The organism is Novosphingobium sp. PASSN1, assembly GCF_002278815.1.
This window is the reverse complement of sequence record NZ_NKIS01000003.1, coordinates 116,399-134,644: the sequence shown is the minus strand read 5'-3', so window position 1 is coordinate 134,644 and position 18,246 is coordinate 116,399. Positions and strand designations below refer to the sequence as shown.

19 protein-coding genes are annotated in these 18,246 nt (G+C 65.9%); 7 read left to right on the top strand and 12 right to left on the bottom strand.

The genetic code is table 11. The features are described from left to right. Positions 1-30: 30 nt before the first annotated feature. Together CFE35_RS06405 and CFE35_RS06400 are read right to left on the bottom strand one after the other, a co-directional pair. On the bottom strand, positions 31-1,275 hold the full coding sequence (locus CFE35_RS06405; RefSeq protein WP_292929872.1) for a cyclopropane-fatty-acyl-phospholipid synthase family protein: 1,245 nt from the start codon (positions 1,273-1,275) through the stop codon (positions 31-33). Positions 1,276-1,373: 98 nt separating this feature from the next. Continuing rightward, positions 1,374-1,760, bottom strand: a complete 387-nt coding sequence (locus CFE35_RS06400) for a glycine zipper 2TM domain-containing protein (RefSeq protein WP_292929167.1) — start codon at positions 1,758-1,760, stop codon at positions 1,374-1,376. 223 nt (positions 1,761-1,983) lie between these two features. Between CFE35_RS06400 and CFE35_RS06395 the strand changes: the two genes are divergently transcribed. Beyond that, positions 1,984-3,132, top strand: a complete 1,149-nt coding sequence (locus CFE35_RS06395; protein WP_292929165.1) for a hypothetical protein — start codon at positions 1,984-1,986, stop codon at positions 3,130-3,132. A gap of 143 nt (positions 3,133-3,275) precedes the next feature. On the opposite strand, the gene rlmN is transcribed toward CFE35_RS06395, so the two are convergent. Genes rlmN through CFE35_RS06365 form a run of 6 tightly spaced genes read right to left on the bottom strand, consistent with a single transcriptional unit; the run spans position 3,276 to position 6,865 of the window. Next, positions 3,276-4,556 carry a 23S rRNA (adenine(2503)-C(2))-methyltransferase RlmN gene (gene rlmN, locus CFE35_RS06390; RefSeq protein WP_292929163.1) on the bottom strand — a complete coding sequence of 427 codons (1,281 nt, stop codon included), beginning with the start codon at positions 4,554-4,556 and terminating at the stop codon, positions 3,276-3,278. A 42-nt stretch (positions 4,557-4,598) separates the two neighbouring features. Further along, entirely contained in the window at positions 4,599-5,099 is a 501-nt protein-coding gene (locus tag CFE35_RS06385; protein WP_292929161.1) for a hypothetical protein, read from the bottom strand. After that, complete coding sequence (locus tag CFE35_RS06380) at positions 5,096-5,299, bottom strand: hypothetical protein (RefSeq protein WP_292929159.1); 204 nt, start codon at positions 5,297-5,299, stop codon at positions 5,096-5,098. Before CFE35_RS06380 ends, CFE35_RS06385 begins: the two co-directional genes overlap by 4 nt. Continuing rightward, positions 5,299-5,481 carry a DUF4169 family protein gene (locus tag CFE35_RS06375; protein WP_292929157.1) on the bottom strand — a complete coding sequence of 61 codons (183 nt, stop codon included), beginning with the start codon at positions 5,479-5,481 and terminating at the stop codon, positions 5,299-5,301. The genes CFE35_RS06380 and CFE35_RS06375 overlap by 1 nt, the downstream gene beginning before the upstream one ends. Beyond that, the gene (locus CFE35_RS06370) at positions 5,481-6,110 is read right to left on the bottom strand and encodes a phosphoglycerate mutase family protein (RefSeq protein ID WP_292929155.1); all 630 of its coding nucleotides are present in this window, start codon (positions 6,108-6,110) and stop codon (positions 5,481-5,483) included. Before CFE35_RS06370 ends, CFE35_RS06375 begins: the two co-directional genes overlap by 1 nt. Positions 6,111-6,169: 59 nt before the next feature. Next, positions 6,170-6,865 (bottom strand): transposase, encoded by a 696-nt coding sequence (locus CFE35_RS06365; RefSeq protein WP_292929153.1) that lies wholly within the window; start codon positions 6,863-6,865, stop codon positions 6,170-6,172. A 947-nt stretch (positions 6,866-7,812) separates the two neighbouring features. Here CFE35_RS06365 and CFE35_RS06360 point away from each other — a divergent pair. Continuing rightward, positions 7,813-8,298: a TspO/MBR family protein gene (locus tag CFE35_RS06360; protein WP_292929151.1), complete on the top strand. Its 486-nt coding sequence runs from the start codon at positions 7,813-7,815 to the stop codon at positions 8,296-8,298. A 261-nt stretch (positions 8,299-8,559) separates the two neighbouring features. Here the strand turns inward: CFE35_RS06360 and CFE35_RS06355 are convergent, their stop codons facing one another. Next, on the bottom strand, positions 8,560-9,045 hold the full coding sequence (locus CFE35_RS06355; RefSeq protein ID WP_292929149.1) for a GreA/GreB family elongation factor: 486 nt from the start codon (positions 9,043-9,045) through the stop codon (positions 8,560-8,562). Positions 9,046-9,142: 97 nt separating this feature from the next. Between CFE35_RS06355 and CFE35_RS06350 the strand changes: the two genes are divergently transcribed. Further along, positions 9,143-9,346 carry a hypothetical protein gene (locus CFE35_RS06350; protein WP_292929147.1) on the top strand — a complete coding sequence of 68 codons (204 nt, stop codon included), beginning with the start codon at positions 9,143-9,145 and terminating at the stop codon, positions 9,344-9,346. Between the two features lie 5 nt (positions 9,347-9,351). Here the strand turns inward: CFE35_RS06350 and CFE35_RS06345 are convergent, their stop codons facing one another. Next, positions 9,352-11,346, bottom strand: a complete 1,995-nt coding sequence (locus CFE35_RS06345) for a lytic transglycosylase domain-containing protein (protein ID WP_292929145.1) — start codon at positions 11,344-11,346, stop codon at positions 9,352-9,354. A gap of 133 nt (positions 11,347-11,479) precedes the next feature. Here CFE35_RS06345 and dapA point away from each other — a divergent pair, with 133 nt between their 5' ends. Continuing rightward, positions 11,480-12,361, top strand: coding sequence for a 4-hydroxy-tetrahydrodipicolinate synthase (dapA, locus tag CFE35_RS06340; protein ID WP_292929143.1), 882 nt, complete (start codon positions 11,480-11,482; stop codon positions 12,359-12,361). Positions 12,362-12,381: 20 nt separating this feature from the next. Here the strand turns inward: dapA and CFE35_RS06335 are convergent, their stop codons facing one another. Then, positions 12,382-13,713, bottom strand: coding sequence for an aldehyde dehydrogenase family protein (locus CFE35_RS06335; protein WP_292929141.1), 1,332 nt, complete (start codon positions 13,711-13,713; stop codon positions 12,382-12,384). A 106-nt stretch (positions 13,714-13,819) separates the two neighbouring features. Next, the gene (locus CFE35_RS06330) at positions 13,820-14,602 is read right to left on the bottom strand and encodes a 3-hydroxybutyrate dehydrogenase (protein ID WP_292929139.1); all 783 of its coding nucleotides are present in this window, start codon (positions 14,600-14,602) and stop codon (positions 13,820-13,822) included. Between the two features lie 117 nt (positions 14,603-14,719). On the opposite strand from CFE35_RS06330, the gene smpB reads away from it, so the two are divergent. The 3 genes from smpB to CFE35_RS06315 are packed head-to-tail and all read left to right on the top strand — an operon-like array spanning position 14,720 to position 18,235. Further along, on the top strand, positions 14,720-15,202 hold the full coding sequence (gene smpB / locus CFE35_RS06325; RefSeq protein WP_292929137.1) for an SsrA-binding protein SmpB: 483 nt from the start codon (positions 14,720-14,722) through the stop codon (positions 15,200-15,202). Next, entirely contained in the window at positions 15,195-15,758 is a 564-nt protein-coding gene (locus CFE35_RS06320; RefSeq protein WP_292929135.1) for a DUF2062 domain-containing protein, read from the top strand. The genes smpB and CFE35_RS06320 overlap by 8 nt, the downstream gene beginning before the upstream one ends. Beyond that, entirely contained in the window at positions 15,755-18,235 is a 2,481-nt protein-coding gene (locus CFE35_RS06315) for an ATP-binding protein (protein ID WP_292929133.1), read from the top strand. Before CFE35_RS06320 ends, CFE35_RS06315 begins: the two co-directional genes overlap by 4 nt. Positions 18,236-18,246: the final 11 nt, after the last annotated feature.

The window sequence follows — 18,246 nt, the reverse complement described above, 5'->3', positions numbered from 1 at the left end:
CCGTGTTGATTGCCCGGGCAGGTGGTCCGTTCAGGCTGGGCTGCGCCGCTTCTCGCGGTAGGCCAGTTCGGTCTCGTGGATGTAGTTGCGCGTCAGCGGCAAGGCATCCTTGGTGCGGACGATCTGGAGCTGGAAATTGACCAGATCGCCATGTTCGAACCCGGTGGCCGCGCCCGCCAGATAGAACTGCCACATGCGGAAGAAGCGCCCGTCATAGATGCGGGTGATCGTCTCTTCCTGCTCGGCGCAGCGCTTGTACCATTCGCGCAAGGTGAGCGCATAGTGGCGGCGCAGGATCTCGCAATCGGTGAGCATGAGCTTGCACGGTTCGATCCCGCGCAGGGTTTCGCTGAGCGAGGGGATGTAGCCGCCGGGGAAGATGTACTTGCGCGTGAAATCGTCGGTGATGTTGGGCGGGCCGGAGCGGCCGATGGTGTGGAGCAGCATCACGCCATCGGGCGCGAGCAGATCGTGGCACTTGCGGAAGAAGGTCTCGTAGTTCGGCACGCCGACGTGTTCGAACATGCCGACCGAGACGATGCGGTCGAACGGGCCAACCTGATCGCGGTAGTCGGTGAGGCTGAAGGTGACCTTGTCGGCCACGCCTTCGCGCTCCGCCCAGGCCTTGGCATAGCCGATCTGTTCGACGCTCAGCGAAATGCCGTGAATCGAGGCCCCGGAAATCTTGTGGAGGTGCAGCGCAAGGCCGCCCCAGCCGCAGCCGATATCGAGCACACGCATTCCGGGCTTGAGATCGAGCTTGGCGGCGATGTGCTCCATCTTGGCGAGCTGCGCTTCTTCGAGCGTGGTGACGCCTTCGTCCCAATAGGCGCAGGAATACTGGCGCGAGGGATCGAGGAACAGATCGTAGAGCCGGTCGTCGAGATCATAGTGGTGCGCGACATTGCGCTTTGAGGACAGGCGCTGGTTGCGCTGATCGAGCCGGGCCATGACCGCCACGCGCAGCTTGTCGAACGCGTTGAGATTGTCGAGATCGCCGCCCTTTTCCCAAGGGTTGTTGCGGCGGATGAAGCCGACGAAATCCATGATGTCGCCATGTTCGATCGTGAGGCGGCCATCCATGAAGCATTCGGCCATGCCCAGCGTGGGATTGCGGGCAATGGCACCGGGAACGCGGGCGTCGTGCAGCTTGAGGCCAAGATCGGGCCAGCCCGGTGTGGCCGTGCCATAGACCCGCTGGCGGCCGGATGCTTCCGTCAGGGTGAGGGTGCCGTTCTTGACCAGACGGCGCAGTGCAGCATCGAGCAAAATCATGGACATCGGGCGCGACCTTGTTGACCGGTTGACGTGGTAAACGGCCTATGGCGCGGCTGCCCCGCGCGGGCAAGCCGCGCGGGGCACAAGATTATCCATCAGCGGCAGCGCGAACCGCTGCGCTCGATCTCGCGGCCCAGCAGCGCGCCGCCCGCTGCGCCCAGCAGGGTGCCCACGGTGCGATCGCCGCGCGTGTCGATCGTGCGGCCAATCAGCGCACCGCCAACCGCGCCGATGACAAGGCCGGTCGTGCCGTTGTTGCGCTTGCAATAGTAGCGTCCGTCGCGCCCGCGCCACACGCGTTCGCGGCTGCTGATCGGGCGGGGTTCGGCATAGCGGCCATAGCGGTCGTATTCGCCGTCATGCGCTCGGCGGCCGTGGGCGGGGGCCCAGGAGGGCGGATCGGCGAGCGCGGGGGCGGCGCCAAGCGTGGCGGCTGCGCCAAGTGCGGCGGTGACCGCCGCGGCGATGATGAACCTGTTCATGCGGGACTTCCTTTCAGTCTTGCATCGGGTGTGACGGATCGTGCTGCCTCAACCTGCGGGCATGATGCCCAACCGTGGCTGAACGAAGCGACAAAGGCGGTGAGGCGAGGTCTGCCCGCGACGAGATGCAGGTCTGGATCAAACACCTTTCCTACAAAAACCAAATAGGTTAGTTTTGCGCCCGCCTCTCATGTTTCTGGCCCCATGGTTCTGGAGAATGTTCATGCCCAATCCGCCCGTTACGTTTCCCGCCCTGTTCACCCCGGCCAATGCCGTTGCCTTCACCAATGTGGATGGCACCGCCCAGATGGTGAGTGCCGCCGCGCCGCTTCCGGTCAGCATTTCCGGCGGTGTCAGTACGCAGCCGGTCAGCGCAGCCAGCCTGCCGTTGCCGACTGGCGCGGCCACGGCGGCAAACCAGACTGCAACCAATACTTCGCTCACGGCGATCTCCGGCCAGTTGCCCGCCACGCTGGGGCTCAAGGCGGCCGCAGCGAGCCTTTCGGTCGGCGTGGCCTCCGATCTTGCCAACCTCGAGCCCGGTGCCGCCGCGATCACCGGCACCACGATGCCAACCGGCGGCACGGGCCTGACCGGCTGGCTTTCAGCGATCTACCGTTCGTGCAGCGAGGGGGCGACCGTTTCCGGCAGTGTCACCTCCGCGGTCCCTGTCGTCTCCGTCAGCAACAACGCCTACATGGGCGGCGCCTTCCATGTAACCAGCGCGGGCACGACCTGCACCATCACCTATGAGCAATCGAACGACGGCACCAACTGGGTCACGCTTCCGGTGATCTCGGCAGCGGCCGCCAACGCAGCCCCGGTGACGACTTCGACGGCTGTTGGCGTCTATACCTACGTTTCGTCCGCCGCCTTCATCCGCGCGCGCGTTTCGACTTATACCAGCGGGACGGTGTCCGTCGTGCTCAACCAGAAGCAGCAGGTTGCGCCCGCGAGCGGCGTTTCGCTGGCGGCGGGCAGTTCTGGCATCGGCAGCGTTGCGGTGACGGGCACGGCCACGGTCAGCGGTACGATCAACCCCGGCACCGGCTTCACCGACAGCACTGCCGCGCTGGCCGCATCGGCCACGTTCACCGGCACGGGCCGCGCCAACAGCGCGGCGCAATACGAGTTCTTCGCCGCCACGGCTTATGCGGACCAGGCGGGCACGCTGTTCATCGATCAGTCGCTGGATACCGGCGCGACGTATCAGCCGATCATGAGCCAGGCGGTGACCGCAGGCGGCGCGGCGAACATCGCGGTGCGCATGTGCGGCACTGTCGGCACCGCCACCCTCTACCGCGTGCGCTATGTCAACGGCGCAACCTTGCAGACGGTGTTCCGTCTTTCGAGCGGCTTCTCCGCGAGCTGATGATGCGATATCTGTTTCAGCCTTGCTGAAACAGGTGCGGTACCGGCCCGCTCCCCCGCCCGGCCACCCAACGGAATTGTACGTTGTGGGTGGCCGGGCGGGGGAGCGGGCCGGTACCGCTTTTTCCGCGTCAGCGGAACAAATCAGCCGAGCGCGGCCTGCTTTTCTTCCAGCAGCCGGTCGACCTCGGCGCGGCTCTTGCGTTCGGCTGCGGTCTTGAGCTGCCCACAGGCAGCATCGATATCGCGGCCGCGCGGGGTGCGCACCGGCGCGGAAATGCCCGCATCGAACACGATCTTGGCGAAGCGCTTGATCTGTTCGGGCGTGGAGCATTCATAGGGCGCGCCCGGCCAGGGATTGAACGGAATGAGGTTCACCTTGGCCGGCAGCCCATAATGCTTGATCAGGCGGACAAGTTCGTGCGCATCGCTGTCGCGGTCGTTCTTGTCCTTGAGCATCACATATTCGAAGGTGATGCGCCGCGCGTTGGAGGCGCCGGGATAATCGGCGCAGGCCTGCAGCAGTTCCTCGATCCCGAACTTGCGGTTGATCGGCACGATCTCGTCGCGCACGTCCTTCGTCACCGCGTGGAGCGAAACCGCCAGGTTCACGCCGATTTCCGCGCCCGCGCGGGCCATCATCGGCACCACGCCGCTGGTCGAAAGCGTGATCCGGCGTTTCGATAGGGCGAGGCCATCGCCGTCCATCACCACCTTCAGCGCATCGCGCACATGCTCGAAGTTATAGAGCGGCTCGCCCATGCCCATCATCACGATATTGGTGAGCAGGCGGCCATCGGGGGTGTAATCAGACGACTCGTCGTCCTCGGTATCGTCGAAGTCCAGACCGGCCATCGACCCGCGCGGCCATTCCCCCAGCACATCGCGCGCCAGCATGACCTGCCCCACGATCTCGCCCGGCGTGAGATTGCGCACCAGCCGCATTGTGCCGGTGTGGCAGAAGCGGCAATTGAGCGTGCAGCCCACTTGGCTCGAAACGCACAGCGTGCCGCGCGTGGCGTCAGGAATGAACACCATCTCGAAATCGTGGTTGTCCGCCGTGCGCAGCAGCCACTTGCGCGTGCCATCGCTCGATACTTGCGCCTCCACCACATCCGGGCGGCCGATCACGAAGCGCGCCGCCAGCCAGGGGCGCATGGTCTTGGCGATATCGGTCATCGCCTCGAAATCGGTCACGCCGCGGTGATAGAGCCAGTGAAACACCTGCTTGGCGCGCAGCTTGGCGGCCTTGGCATCGAGCCCGGCTTCGAGGAACAGCGCGGCAATCTGGGGGCGGCCAAGCCCGATGAGATCGACCCGGCCATCGGCGCGCGGGGTCACCTCACGCGGCACGGGCACGGGATCGATATGCCCCGGGATCGGCATCGGGGTGATCTGGGTCGTGATTTCAGGCTGGATTTCCATGGCGCGCCTATAGGCGCAAGCGCGTTTCGGCGCAAATCGGCTTCAGTTCTGCGCGCAGCCCAGCATGGCGGCATCCATGGCAGAGGCCGCACCGGCCAGCGGATAAGTATCGATGAAGACCCGGCCCGCGGCGCTGCGGGCGCTGACGCTCATGCTGCTGGCCGAGCGCATCGCCGCGACGACGGCGGCATCCATCCGCCGATCCGCCGCCCAGGCATCCGCCGCGCCCGCCGCCAGCGCATAGCGCTGCCCGCCGATGGAGAGCGTGACGGTGCTGCCGGGGCCGATCTTGCGCGAAAGGCGCACGTGGATTTCCCCGCGCGCGCCGCGCCGGGGCCATGTGCCCACGGTGAAATAGGGCTGCAGCTCGTTTTGCCGGCCCGGCGGGGCGTCGGCCATGGCGATGGCATAGCAGCGCGGCACCCCGGCATCCGAAAACGCGCCCCAGGTGTTCCAGATGCCCAGGCTGTCACGCGCCGCAGCCGGTGCGGCAGCGAGCAGGACGGGGATCAGCAGCGCAGCGGCGAAAAACGCCCGCTTCATGGGTCCACCAGATCGAGATAGTGGACGACATCGTTGTCGGTCGCGATGAACAGGCCCTCCTGCACATCCGCGCTTTGCTGCGCGGCAAGCGCGAGGGCTTCGGCCAGCGTGCCATAGAGCAGCGTTTCCGCCCCGCCGCCGTCCGGCCCGTCGCTCAGGTGATAGAGGCGCACGGTGGCGCTATCGTGCGTCGAGCGCATCAGTCGCGGCCTTCCAGCTTTGCGCCATCGAGCAGGCGTTCCGCGCGCGCCGCTTCGGCCTTGGTGGCGGTCCGTTCGGCGCGGGTGCGGCCGTGGGCGGCGCGATTGGTCGCGGCCTCCGCCTCCTTCGCGGCCCGCGCGGCGGCCTTGCGGGCGAGGCGCAAGTTGACGACTTCGCCCATCAGGCGTGCTCGCTGCCCCGCTCTGCGCCAAACAGCACGTCCTCGCGGCCATCCTGCACCAGCGCGATCGAGCCTTGCACCAGCGAGGGGGCAATCGGCGCGCCCAGATCGGGGTGGACCGGATAGCCGGCCATCATGCCGCGCAGCACGCGGCTGGAAATGCCGTGCATGACGACGATGTGATCGCCCGGCGCATCGCCCACTTCCGCCAGCCAGCGGGCAAGGCGGGCGGCGATCATCGGGTAGTCCTCGCCTTCGGGGGCGGGGCGCAGCAGGTGATCGGCGATGACGATGGGGCCGACTTCGGCTTCCACATCATCATAGAGCCGCCCGCACCACGCGCCCATGTCGATCTCCCTCAGATGATGGGTGCGCTTTGCCGCAAACCAATCGAGCCCGAGTTCGTGCGCGATGAGCGCGGCCGTCTGCAAGGCGCGGCCGGTTTCCGAAACGTGCAGCGTGGCGGCGGGCGAGGGGCCAAGCGCAGCGCGCAGCGCCGCCCCCATCGCGAGCGCCTGCTCGGTGCCAAGCGCAGTGAGCGGGGTGTGGATGTGGTTCGCCTGAAGGCGGCGCGCGGCGTTATACACCGTCTCGCCGTGGCGCATGATGAAGAAGCGGGGGCTGGGCATGATGCGCGTGATAGCGGGTGGGGTGGCGGATGGCGAGGGGGTGGGGTGTGGTGTGTGGATCAGCTATTGAGGCTGCTATCGCTCAGCGCACGGCCAGCACCGGGCTGCGGCCCACGCTTGCGCGGCGCCAAGGTCTTGCCAGTGCGCTGCTCCATGTCGGCCAGCCACGCCGCTGAACCGACTGGCCTGCCCACGCTTTCCGCTTTGCGCAGCGCGGCGTAGCTCAATGCCTCGTCAAAATCTTCGCTCAGGAATGCAGCGAAGTCGCCGACTCTTTCGAGCGCTGGCGCAACTTTGACAACGCCGTCATCGCGGCGCGCGAGATGCGCCCCCGTGCTGGACCAGCGCCAATCCTGCGGCCGTGCCACAAGCCGCGCGCGGACCGGGTTAAGCGCCACATAGCGCAGCGCCGTCACGAAGTGCGGTTCATCCATGGCGACCGAATTGAAGCGTCCCTGCCACAAGTGCCCCGTTACGCGCAGGCGTGCATTGATGTAGCCGGTATAGTGGCGGTGGACATGCCGGAACGTGCGCCCCAGACCATCCTCGTCTGATGGCACCGCGATGATGTGAACGTGGTTTGGCATCAGGCAGTACGACCATATCCCGACCTGCGCGCGCATGGCGGCCTCCGCCAGGAGATCAAGGTAGAGTTCGTAGTCGCCGTCCTCGAAGAACGTTCGCTCGCGCCGATTGCCGCGCTGGGTGACGTGGTGCGGGATGCCGGGCAGGACAAGGCGAGGTAGGCGAGCCATGTCCTTACGCTAGGGATCGCAGGGCGCGAGTAAAGGGGTTATTGCACGTGTCACCGTAACTCGCGATTATGGGATTTGCGATGCTAGGTCGGCGGGATCAGGGCCGGCCCCGAAGGGGCGCGAAGCAGGTTGAGGCGGCCGATCGACCGTGCTCCCCACACGGGAGACTCCCGGCACCGCCTGTATCCCTGGCAGTGCCACTTGTCGTGTCAAATTTCGATGTCCAGACAACAACTTAACAGCACTTAGGTGCTGTCCCTCTATCTTGCTGTTCGCTCTCCAGGTTGCTCGCCTTTGCGACCTTCCCACCAAACGTCGCTACCGCATTTGCGCAGATAACGAATCATCTCGCCATTCAATGGTTTCTCTGTCCGCGCCTCAATAACTCTCATGGAACCTGAATCTTTAATCGCGATTTGAATGCCATCATACGTACGGAATGATTTTTTACCCTCAGACGCCTCTACCGGGAACATACGAGGAAAGGCAGAATCCCAATCTTGAGCTACACACTGAGCTAAGAATTCAAGGGAATTCTTGGATTGCACCCGAAGATCAGGTGTCTTTTTTGATTCATCCGCATACCCGCATGATGAAATTGTGAATAAAAAGAGGACAGCAAGAACATATCGCCCGCCCCCCGATCCCCAGACTGGAATTAATGGCGACCTCATTTTTTTGCGAGGTTACGGTGACAGGTGCAATAACCCCCAAATTCCCCATCATCCACCATTCAACCGCTCCCCATCCGCGATAGCCTTCAAGCTTTCCTACATCGCAGAATTCTGCATTGCTCCGCAAGTCCCGCCCCCTTGCCGAGCCGCTCTGCCCATGCCGCAACCCATGCCACCCGCGCTGCCGCGTCGTCCGGGCCGGGAAAGTCCTGTCCCGCGCGGGGTAAACCTGCCATGGAGGGAGCCGCTCTCCCCAAAGATTGGCCAGTTCCCGTGATCTCCACACCTGTACTCGTTGCTGCTGGCGGCGCCGTTCTGCTCGGACTTGTCGGCGGGCTGATGACCCCGATCGGGACGTGGTATGCCAACCTGCGCAAGCCCCGGCTCCAGCCGCCGAACTGGCTGTTCGGCCCGGCGTGGACGGTGATCCTTGGCCTTGCGGCGTGGTCTGCGGCGGCAGCGTGGGATGCGGCGACAAATGCAGCCGACGCGGATGCGGCGCGGACCAGTGTGGTGATCCTGTTTGGCGTCAATGCACTTTGCCACCTCTTGTGGAGCCCGCTGTTCTTCAAGCTGCGGCGGCCGGACTGGGCCTTGATCGAGGTCGTGTTTCTGTGGGCCTCGCTTGTCGCGCTGGTGGTGGGGCTGTGGCCGATCTCGCCCTTCGCGGCCAAGCTGATCCTGCCCTATCTGGCGTGGGTGAGCTTTGCGGCGTGGCTCAATTGGGCGATCGTGCGGCTGAACGCGCCGTTTGCCTAGTTGCCCCTCCGACCCGCCTTTGGCGGGCCACCTCCCCATTTGCACTTCGTGAAAATGGGGAGGACCTGACGAGGTAGGCGGCCCATTTGGGCTTCGCCAAAATGGGGAGGAGCTTGGATGGTGATGACTTGCGGTTGATCATTCAGCCGTCACCCCGTGCTTGACACGGGGTTTGGCTTCTCTCCTGGCGCGGCGCTTGAAAAAGAAAGCCAAGGCCCGGATCAAGTCCGGGCAGACGTTTCTATCAGATATCGTGGTGCTTCAAGGCGCGGGAAAGCTGATCGTCAGCACTTCCCATTCCTTCTCGCCACCGGGCAGGTGCACCTTGCGCAAGTCTCCCACCCGTGCGCCGCGCAGGGCGCGGGCGATGGGGGCGCTCCAGCCGATGCGGCGGGCGGTGGCGTCCTGCTCGTCGTCGCCCACGAGGGTGAGAACCATGCGGTTGTCGTCCTCGTCGGCGATCTCCACCACGGCGCCAAACAGGACGCGGGTCTGGTCCGGCTGGCGGGCGGGATCGATCACGCGGGCGGCCTTCATGCGCTTGGCCAGAAAGTTCAGCTCGCGGTCAATCTCGCGCATCCGCTTGCGGCCATAGAGGTAATCGCCGTTTTCGCTGCGGTCGCCGTTGCCCGCCGCCCAGCTGACGATCTCCACGATGGCGGGGCGTTCGGTGCCCAGCAGATGATCATAGCGCGCGCGCAGGGCGGCCATGCCGCCGGGGGTGATCGGGTTGCCATCGGGTTGCATGGCTGAGGCTCTAGCCGGGGATGGCGCGGCATGGAAGGTTGCCCCGGCGCGGGGGGGCGACTAGGGCAGGGCGGATTGCTGTTCCAACGAGGATACCATGGCCAAGACCATCGCGCTGACGCTGACCGAAGACGAACTCGAGATCCTGGTGGATGCGCTGGAGGCCGATCTCGAAGGCTATGCCGAAGCCGCCGAGGAAGCTCGCGCCGGGGGCAACAAGGATGATATCGAGACGTTCAAGCTGGCCGCGCTCAACATTCAGAAGCTGCTGGCCCGCCTGCAGGACATGCTGCCGGATTGACCACTTCAACCCGGCGTGGGCTTGCCGAGGAAGTGGCTGAGCGGATTGGCGGCGGTGTAGCTGGCCTTGTCCGGGTACATCGCTTCGTAGACCACGGCGTTTTCCATCACGCGCTGCACATAGTTGCGCGTTTCGGATAGCGGGATGCGCTCCAGCCAATCAATCCAGCCGACGCTGCCGGTTCTGGGGTCGCCGTTGGCGCGCAGCCACTTGTTCACATTGCCCGCGCCCGCGTTGTAGGCCGCGACGGCCAGCGGGTAGCTGCCGTTGTAGTAGTCCAGCAGGCGCTGGAAGTACGACCCGCCGAGCTGGAGGTTGAACCCGGCATCGTCGATCAGCGCGCTGGTTGAATAGGCAAGGCCAAGCTTGCCCGCCTGCTCGTTGGCGGTGGCGGGCATCAGCTGCATCAGGCCGCGCGCACCCGCGTGGCTGACGGCGTTCTGCGCGAACTGGCTTTCCTGCCGGGCGATGGCGTGGATCATCGTCCACGCGTGTTCATAGCCCTGCGGCACGGGGATCACCGGGAAGGCGATGTGCTGGAAATCGAGGAAGCCGCGCGCGGCGGCGGCTTGCCCGACGATCACGCCGAGATCGCGGCGGCCCAGCTCGCGCGCCAATTGCGCGACGAGGACGTGCTGGCCCTCGGTCTGCTGCTGCTCGCTGATCTCGCGGAAGAAGCGCACGGTGGTGCGCCAGTCCGCATCGCGCGCGGCTTCGCGCACGGCTTGCGTGAGGGGCGAGGCGTTGAACCGGGCGCGTTCGTCTGCCGTGGGCTGGACATCGGCGGCAGGCGCAAAGCGGGGCACCGGGCGGCCGAGCCTTTCGAGCGCGAGCAGGCCGTAGAACTGGTCGGCATAAGCGGCGGACATCTCGAAATAGCGCTGCGCTTCGGCGCTTTGCCCGGCCTGCGCGGCGGCGAGACCGGCCCAGTAGAAGCCCTTTGACCGCGTGCCCGGTGTGCGCGCGGCGGCGCCATAGCGCCAGAACAGCGGCGCGGCATCGCGGCCATTGCCCAGCTGGCGCAGCGCCTGCTGGCCGCCCAGCCACATCAGCGAGGTGTAATCATCGCGCAGATCATAGGGGAGCTGGCTGATATCCTCGCCCCGCGCGAAGGCATCATCTATCCCGGCGGCGATGCGCCATGCGGTGCGGGCATCGCCCATGGCCGCGGCAGAACGCGCGTTGGTGAGGAGTTCGTCCACCCACTTCTCGCGGCTCAGCGGCGGGCGGGCAAGCAGCGGGCGGCTGGCGATCAGCGCCTGCGCCGCAGCGCCTTGGCCCTGACGGCGCAGCTGGCGCGCGCGCGACCAGACGAAGCCGGGATCGGAATTCAGCGCATCGCCGCTCGTGCCTTCGGCTGCGGCATATGGATCGAGGCCAATCAAGGTAGCCTGCCGCGCGGCAAACAGGCCGCGCCGTGCCGAAGTGAGGCGCGCAGTCTGGCGCGCGGCGGGTGAGGGATTGCCGGCCCAAAGCAGGGCTTCCATCCGCTCGTCCTGATCGTCGGGCGTGAACGTGCTGCCCCACAGGCTGAGAATCGCGGTTTCCGCCGCCTCGCTCATTGGTCCGCCGCGCCATGCCGCGCGGGCCTGCGCATCGGCTTCGGGGCGGCCCAGTGCCTTGAGCGCGAGAGCATATTGCGCGCGGGCCGGGTTGGTGAGCGGGGGCACACGGTCGAAATAAGAGACAACGGCGCTCGCTTCGGCGGATTGGCGATCGAGCGCGGCTTCGGCGAAGCGGCGCAGCTTGGCTTCTTCGGGGAAGCCTCGGTAGCTCATGATGAAGCTGGCATAATCGCTGAAGGCAAAGCGGTCCGAGCCGGTGAGCATCTGCCAGCGGCTGATCGCCTGCGCCATCGGGCCCTGACCTTGCGCGACAAGGCGCGCGCGCGCAGCATCCCACGCCGCCCCGCCGGGATCAGCATCGCTGGCGTGGCAGGCAGCCGAAGCGGCCAGTACGGGCAGCAATGCAGTGGCCAGCAGGAGCTTTCGCAACTTCACATTCATCTCCATGCCGGCATCTCCACGCTGGACATTCCGGCTTTCGTCTTTCTATCAGGCGTTCCGGCAGCGCTCCGGCAGGGAGCAGCACGCCATTGCAACGCCTTGTGGCGCAGATCGAAGGGCAAAGTCCATGTTTTCCGGCTCCATTCCGGCTTTGGTGACACCTTTTCGCGGCGGGGTGTTTGATGAAAAAGCTTTTCGGCAACTGGTCGACTGGCAGATCGAGAATGGCTCTTCGGCGCTGGTTCCCTGCGGCACGACGGGCGAATCCTCCACGCTTTCGAACGCCGAACACCACCGCGTGATCGAAGTCTGCGTGGAGCAGGCGGCGGGGCGCGTGCCGATCATCGCGGGCTGCGGCAGCAACGACACGATGAACGCGCACATGCACATGACCTTCTCGCGCAAGAGCGGCGCGGCGGCGGCGCTGTGTGTTGCGCCCTACTACAACCGGCCGAGCCAGGCGGGGCTGCTCGCGCATTTCGGCTATCTGGCCGAGAACAACGAACTGCCTATCATTCTCTACAACGTGCCGGGCCGCACGGTGACCGACATTCTGCCCGAGACGGTGTGCGAACTGGCGCGCCGCTATCCGGACAAGATCGTGGGCATCAAGGACGCGAGCGGCGACCTTTCGCGCGTGACCGACCACCGCATGGGCATCGGCAAGCATTTCTGCCAGCTTTCAGGCGATGACGAACTCGCGCTCCCGGCCAATGCGGCGGGCGCGGTGGGCTGCATTTCGGTGACGGCGAATGTCGCCCCGCGCCTGTGCGCCGATTTTCAGGCGGCCTGCGCGGCGGGTGATTTCGAGAAGGCGCGCGAGATCAACGACCTGCTCTATCCGCTGCACTACGCGATGTTCGAGGACGCTTCGCCCGGCCCGGTCAAGTATGCGCTGAGCCGCGTGCACCCCTGGCTGACCGAGGAACTGCGCTTGCCGCTGGTGCCCTGCAGCGATGCGGCGCGGGCGGCTGTCGATGCGGCGCTGGCGCATGCGGGGCTGGTTTAGGCCCCGCATGCCGCTGGCGGTCACATGTGCCGGTAGATTGCGCGTTCGTGGCTGAAGGCCTTGAAGCCGAAATAGCCGTGATAGCTGCCCGATCCGCTGGCATTCACGCCGCCGAAGGGCAGGTGGTTTTCGAGATAGTGCGAGAACACGCCGTTGATGGTCATGCCGCCCGATGAGGTGCGGCTGATCACCTTCTCGATGGCCGCCTCGTCGTCCGAGTAGATATACAGCGCCAGCGGCTTGTCGCGTGCCGCGATGTAGTCGATCGCCTGATCGATGCTCTCATAGTTCATCACCGGCAACACAGGCGCGAAGATTTCCTCCTGCAGGATCTTCATCTGCGGGGTGACGCCGGTGAGCAAGGTGGGGTGGATGGTGAGATCGCTCTCGTCCATCGTGCCGCCGACGGCGACGGTCGCGCCTTGCGCCACGGCATCATCGAACAGCGCCTTCACGCGGTTGAAGTTCGCCTGATTGACGATCTGGGCGATGCTTTCCTTCTTGATCGCTCCAGTTTCGTCATAGAGGTTCTTGGCGACATTGGTCTTGAAGCCCTCGACCAGCCGGGCCTGCTGTTCTTCGCGGACGAAGACATAGTCTGGCGAAATGCAGGCCTGCCCGCCGTTGAACTGCTTGGCCCCGGCAAGCTGGGCCGCAGCCTTGTCGATATCTGCGCCGGAATCGAGGATCACGGGCGATTTGCCGCCGAGTTCGAGCGTGACGCTGGCGAGGTGCTTCGCCGCGGCGGCCATCACGATCTTGCCGACGCGGGTGCTGCCGGTGAAGAAGATGTGGTTGAACGGCAACTCCAGCAGCGCGGTGGCGACGCTGACATCGCCTTCGACCAGCGCGACTTCGTTTTCGTCGAAGGCTTCGGTGATGATCTTGGCGGCGACCTTGGCGGTGGCGGGGCAGAGGTCGGTGAGCTTGACCACGGCGCAGTTGCCCGCCGCAACGGCAGCGGCGAGCGGCCCGAGCGCGAGGCCCAGCGGGAAGTTCCACGGCCCCAGGATCAGGCAGACCCCGCGCGCTTCATAGCGGATCTGCGCGCGGTCTGCCGGATTGAGCGAGGGGGTGACCTCGGTGGGGGCCATCCACGCATCGAGATTGTCGATATTGCGCTGGATATTGGCGGTGACGTTCATCACCTCGGTAACGCGGATCTCGCCCTCGGGCTTGCGCGTATCTTCGAGCACGGCGGCGACGATGGCATCGGCATGGGCCTCGACCGCAGCCTTGAGGCCAGCGAGCTTGGCCTTGCGCACCTCGGCGCTGGAGGCCTTCACGTTCCACTGGTTCGCCTGCTGGAGTTCGAAGATGCGGAGGAGATCGGCTGCGGTCGGGTTGGTCATGGTCGGTCAGGCCTGCGATTGAGGGTGGGCGGGTGTGCCATGCGAGATGGTGTAACCGCGCCTGCCCGTCAATGTAAGGTGGCCTAACGGATCATCCTGTGCAACGTTACCCCATCGACCACCCATGGCTGGCGATCAGCGACTGCCCCGTCAGCGCATTCGTCGGGAAGCCTGCGAAGAACAGCGCCAGTTCGGCCACGTCGTCCACCGTGGTGAATTCGCCGTCGACCGTCTGGCCGAGCATGACCTTCTTGACGACGTCTTCCTCGCTGATGCCGAGTTCCTGCGCCTGCTCGGGGATCTGCTTGTCCACCAGCGGGGTGCGCACGAAGCCGGGGCAGATCACGTTGGTGCGCACGCCCTTGGGGCCGCCTTCCTTGGCGACGGTGCGCGCGAGGCCCATCAGGCCGTGCTTGGCGGTGACGTAGGCGCTCTTGAGGGGGCTGGCGAGGGTGGAGTGGACCGAGCCCATGTAGAGGATCGCGCCCGAGCCCTGCGCGTACATGTGCGGGATCACCGCCTTGGTGGTGAGGAACGCGCCGTCGAGGTGGATGGCGAGCATTGTCTTCCAGTCGGCAAAGGCGAACTGCTCGATGGGATTGACGATCTGGATGCCCGCGTTGGAGACGAGCACATCGACCGTGCCCCATGCCGCGACCACGGCGGCGACGCCCGCGTTCACCTGATCCTCGTCGGTCACGTCCATCGCGATGGCCATTGCAGCGCCGGGGCGCTCGGCGTTGATCGCGGCGGCGGCGGCCTCGGCGGCGTCCATCTTCAGATCGGCGATGGCGACTTTCGCGCCCGCTCTGGCATAGCGCTGCGCGATGGCGAGGCCGATGCCGCTGGCGGCACCGGTGACGAGGGCGATCTTGCCTGAGAGGTCCATGGTGGCTCCGGTTGTGTGGTTTGGCGTTCTTTGTGCACCGCAGCGAGCGCTTGGCAAGGTCTGATGATCGCACGCTCCCTTTTCATTCGGGCGGGCTCGGCCTACATGGCGTTGACCATGGTACGCCCCACACCGCCCGCCTTCGACAAGAAGAAGATCGTCGCCGAAAACCGCCGCGCGCGCTTCGAGTATTTCATCGAGGATGTGTACGAGGCGGGCATCGCGCTGACGGGCACCGAAGTGAAATCGCTGCGCTTTGGCGAAGGCTCCATCGCCGAAAGCTATGCCGAAGTGAAGGACGGCCAGGTCTGGCTCGTCAATTCCAACGTGCCCGAATTCAGCCACGGCAACCGCTATAACCATGAGCCCAAGCGCCCGCGCAAGCTGCTGCTGAAAGAGCGCGAGATAGCCCGCTTCACCGGCGCGGTGGAGCGCAAGGGCATGACGCTGGTGCCGCTTTCGGTCTATTTCAACGGCCGGGGCCGCGCGAAAGTCGAGCTTGCGCTGGCGAAGGGCAAGAACAACGCCGACAAGCGCGCCACGATCAAGGACCGCGATTGGCAGCGCGACAAGGCGCGGATCATGCGCGAAAATGGCTGAGCGGATGCAAGCGGTGGCCCGGCGCATGGTGCCGACGCGTGAGGCGCTGGTGCAGAACCGCTTTGTCCGCCCGCTGGCCGCCCGCCCCGAACTGTGGCGTTATACCCGCCGCTCGGTGCCGCGCGGGGTGGCAGTGGGCCTGTTCGTGGGCATCTTCGCGCTGATTCCTGGCGTCCAGATCGTCGGCGCGGCGCTGATGTGCGTGCCGTTTCGCGCGAATGTGCCGCTGGCGGCGGGGGCCACGTTCCTCTCGAACCCGGTGACCACGCCGATGATCCTGCTCGCCGCGCTCTGGGTGGGCAGCTTCCTTGGCCTCGATGCCGATCTCACCACGTTTCAGGCGCTGATCGACAAGGGCGCGGGCTTTGGCGACTGGGCGGCGTGGCTGCTGTCGTCCGCTGCGCCCGCGCTGGTGCTGGGGCTTTTCGTGATTTCGTTCGTTTCGGCGGTGATCGGCTATTTTTCCGCCATCGTCCTGTGGCGCTTCTGGACCGCGCGCCGCCGCCGGGTGCGGCTAGGCCGATCCGCCGCCGATGGAGCGCCGCGCGAGGCATGAGTGTCAGCACGCTGATCGCTGGTCAGGCCGAGGCCGACGCGCCGCGCTGGCGCGAACGCGGGCTTGTCGCGCTGGGCGTGGCGGCGAGCGCGCTGGTGCTGTGGCTCGCCACTGGCCAGCCCATCGCCGCGCTGGCCTATGCGATGGGCGTGGGCTGCCTGGCCTTGGCGCTGGGCTTTGGCTTGCGCCAGCGCGAGCCTGCCGCAGCGGCCGAATTCGCGCCGCCGGACTGGTCTGTTACCCACGCCGCCATCGAGCGGGGCGATGAGGCCACCGCGATCATCGACCGCGCTGGGCGGCTGACTTGCGCCAATGCCCGCTTTGCCGAATGCTTCGGCATCGGCGCGGCGCCGCCTCGGCTCGGGCTGGAAGGCACAGACAACGAGGCGCTGGAGACGGCGGCGCGCGCTGCGTGGCGCGATGGGCACGCCGCGTTCGAGCCGATTGCGGCTGGCGGGCGCGAATGGCGGCTTGAAATCGACCGGGCGGGGCGCGGGCAGGATTTCCTGATCTGGCGGTTTGCCCCTGTGGTGCGCCACGATCCGCTGGACGAAGTCATCGGCCACGTGCGCGGCAAGCTGGGCAAGGCGCTGGGGCGCGAAGGCATCCAATTGGCCGCTGTCGCGCCGGACGGGCGGATCCATGCCGCCAACGCGCTGTTTGCGGCGCGCGCGGCGGGCGATGCCGATACGGACGTTGCGGGCAGCGATTTCGTCGGCTTCTTCAGCGCGGACGAGCAGGAGCGCATCTTCTATGCGCGCGAGGGCCATCGCGGCTCATCGGTGCGGATGCTTCATGTGCCGATCGCCGATCCCGATGCGGTTCTCGACGGTTCGGCTGCCGCAGACCCGGCGCAGACGGCATCCCTGTTCCTGCTGATCGATAATCAGGGCGGTGTGGGCGATAGCCGCACCGGCATTCCGCAGATCGAGGCGCTGCTGGCGCGCCTGCCGCTGGGTCTGGCGATGACCGACCGCGACGGGCGGTTCCTGTTTGCCAACAAGGCCTTCCTGCGCGCGGCGGGGCATGACGAGAGCGGCCCGCCGCCCTATCCGTCAGACCTCGTGATCCGCGAGGACAAGGGCGCGCTGGCCGATGCGGTGCGGCGTTTTGCAGGCGGCGGCGGCTCTGGCGATGTGGCGGTGCGGCTGCGCGCATCGCCCGAGGATCCGGTTTCGCTGAGCCTTGCGGGCGTGCGTGGGCTGGGCGAGGGCGCGGTGATCCTCAGCCTCAAGGACTCGTCTGAGGAAACTCGCCTCAAGCGCGAGATCGCGCAGGCGACCAAGATGCAGGCGGTCGGCCAGTTGGCGGGCGGCGTGGCGCACGATTTCAACAACGTGCTCACCGCGATCATCGGCTACTGCGATCTCATGCTGATGCGCCACACGCCGGGCGACAGCGATTATGACGATATCCAGCAAATCCGGGCCAATTCGAACCGTGCCGCCAGCCTGACGCGGCAGTTGCTTGCCTTCTCGCGCCAGCAGACGCTGCGCCCCGAAGTGCTGCAATTGCCCGATGTGGTGGCGGAGATTTCCACGCTGCTGAAGCGCCTGCTGGGCGAGAAGATTCTGCTGGAAGTGACGCATGACCGGGGCCTCGGCCTCGTCCGCGCCGATCCGGTGCAGCTGGAGCAAGTGCTGCTCAACCTTGCGGTCAACGCGCGCGATGCGATGACGGGCATTGGGGCACCGGGCGGCATTCCTTCCGGCAAGGGCGGCGGCGTGCTGCGGCTCAAGACCAGGCGCGTGACCGCAGCCGATGTCCGCGCCATGAAGAGCGAGATCCTGCCCATCGGCGACTATACCGCGCTGGTCGTCGAGGATACCGGACAGGGCATTCCGCCTGCGCAGATCGGCAAGATCTTCGAGCCGTTCTTCACGACCAAGGAAAAGGGCAAGGGCACCGGGCTGGGGCTTTCGACAGTCTACGGCATCGTCAAGCAATCGGGCGGGTTCATCTTCGCTGAAAGCGACCTCGGCAAGGGCACGCGCTTTTCGATCTACCTGCCGGTCCATGTGCCCGATGCTGCCGATGTGGCCGATGCCGCCGCTGCAGCGATAGCGGCCAAGCTTCCCGTGCAACGCAAGCAATGGTCTGGCGGCGGGCGCGTGCTGCTGGTGGAAGACGAGGACACTGTGCGCGCGGTGGCTGAACGCGCGCTGGTGCGGCAGGGCTATGAGGTGACGACCGCGAGCGACGGCGAGGACGGGCTGGAAGCGCTCGGCCGGGCAATCTCGGCGGGTGAGGAGTTCGATCTTGTCCTCTCGGACGTGGTGATGCCAAGCATGGATGGCCCCGCGATGGCGCGCGAAATCCGCGTGCTGAGGCCCGAACTGCCGGTGTTGTTCATGTCGGGCTATGCCGAAGAGCAGCTGCGGCGCGAGATCGACATTCCCAACATGTACTTCCTCGCCAAGCCGTTCAGCGTGGCGCAGATCTGTACCGCCGTGGAAGATGTGCTGAAGGCGCGTTGAGCCCGCCTGCC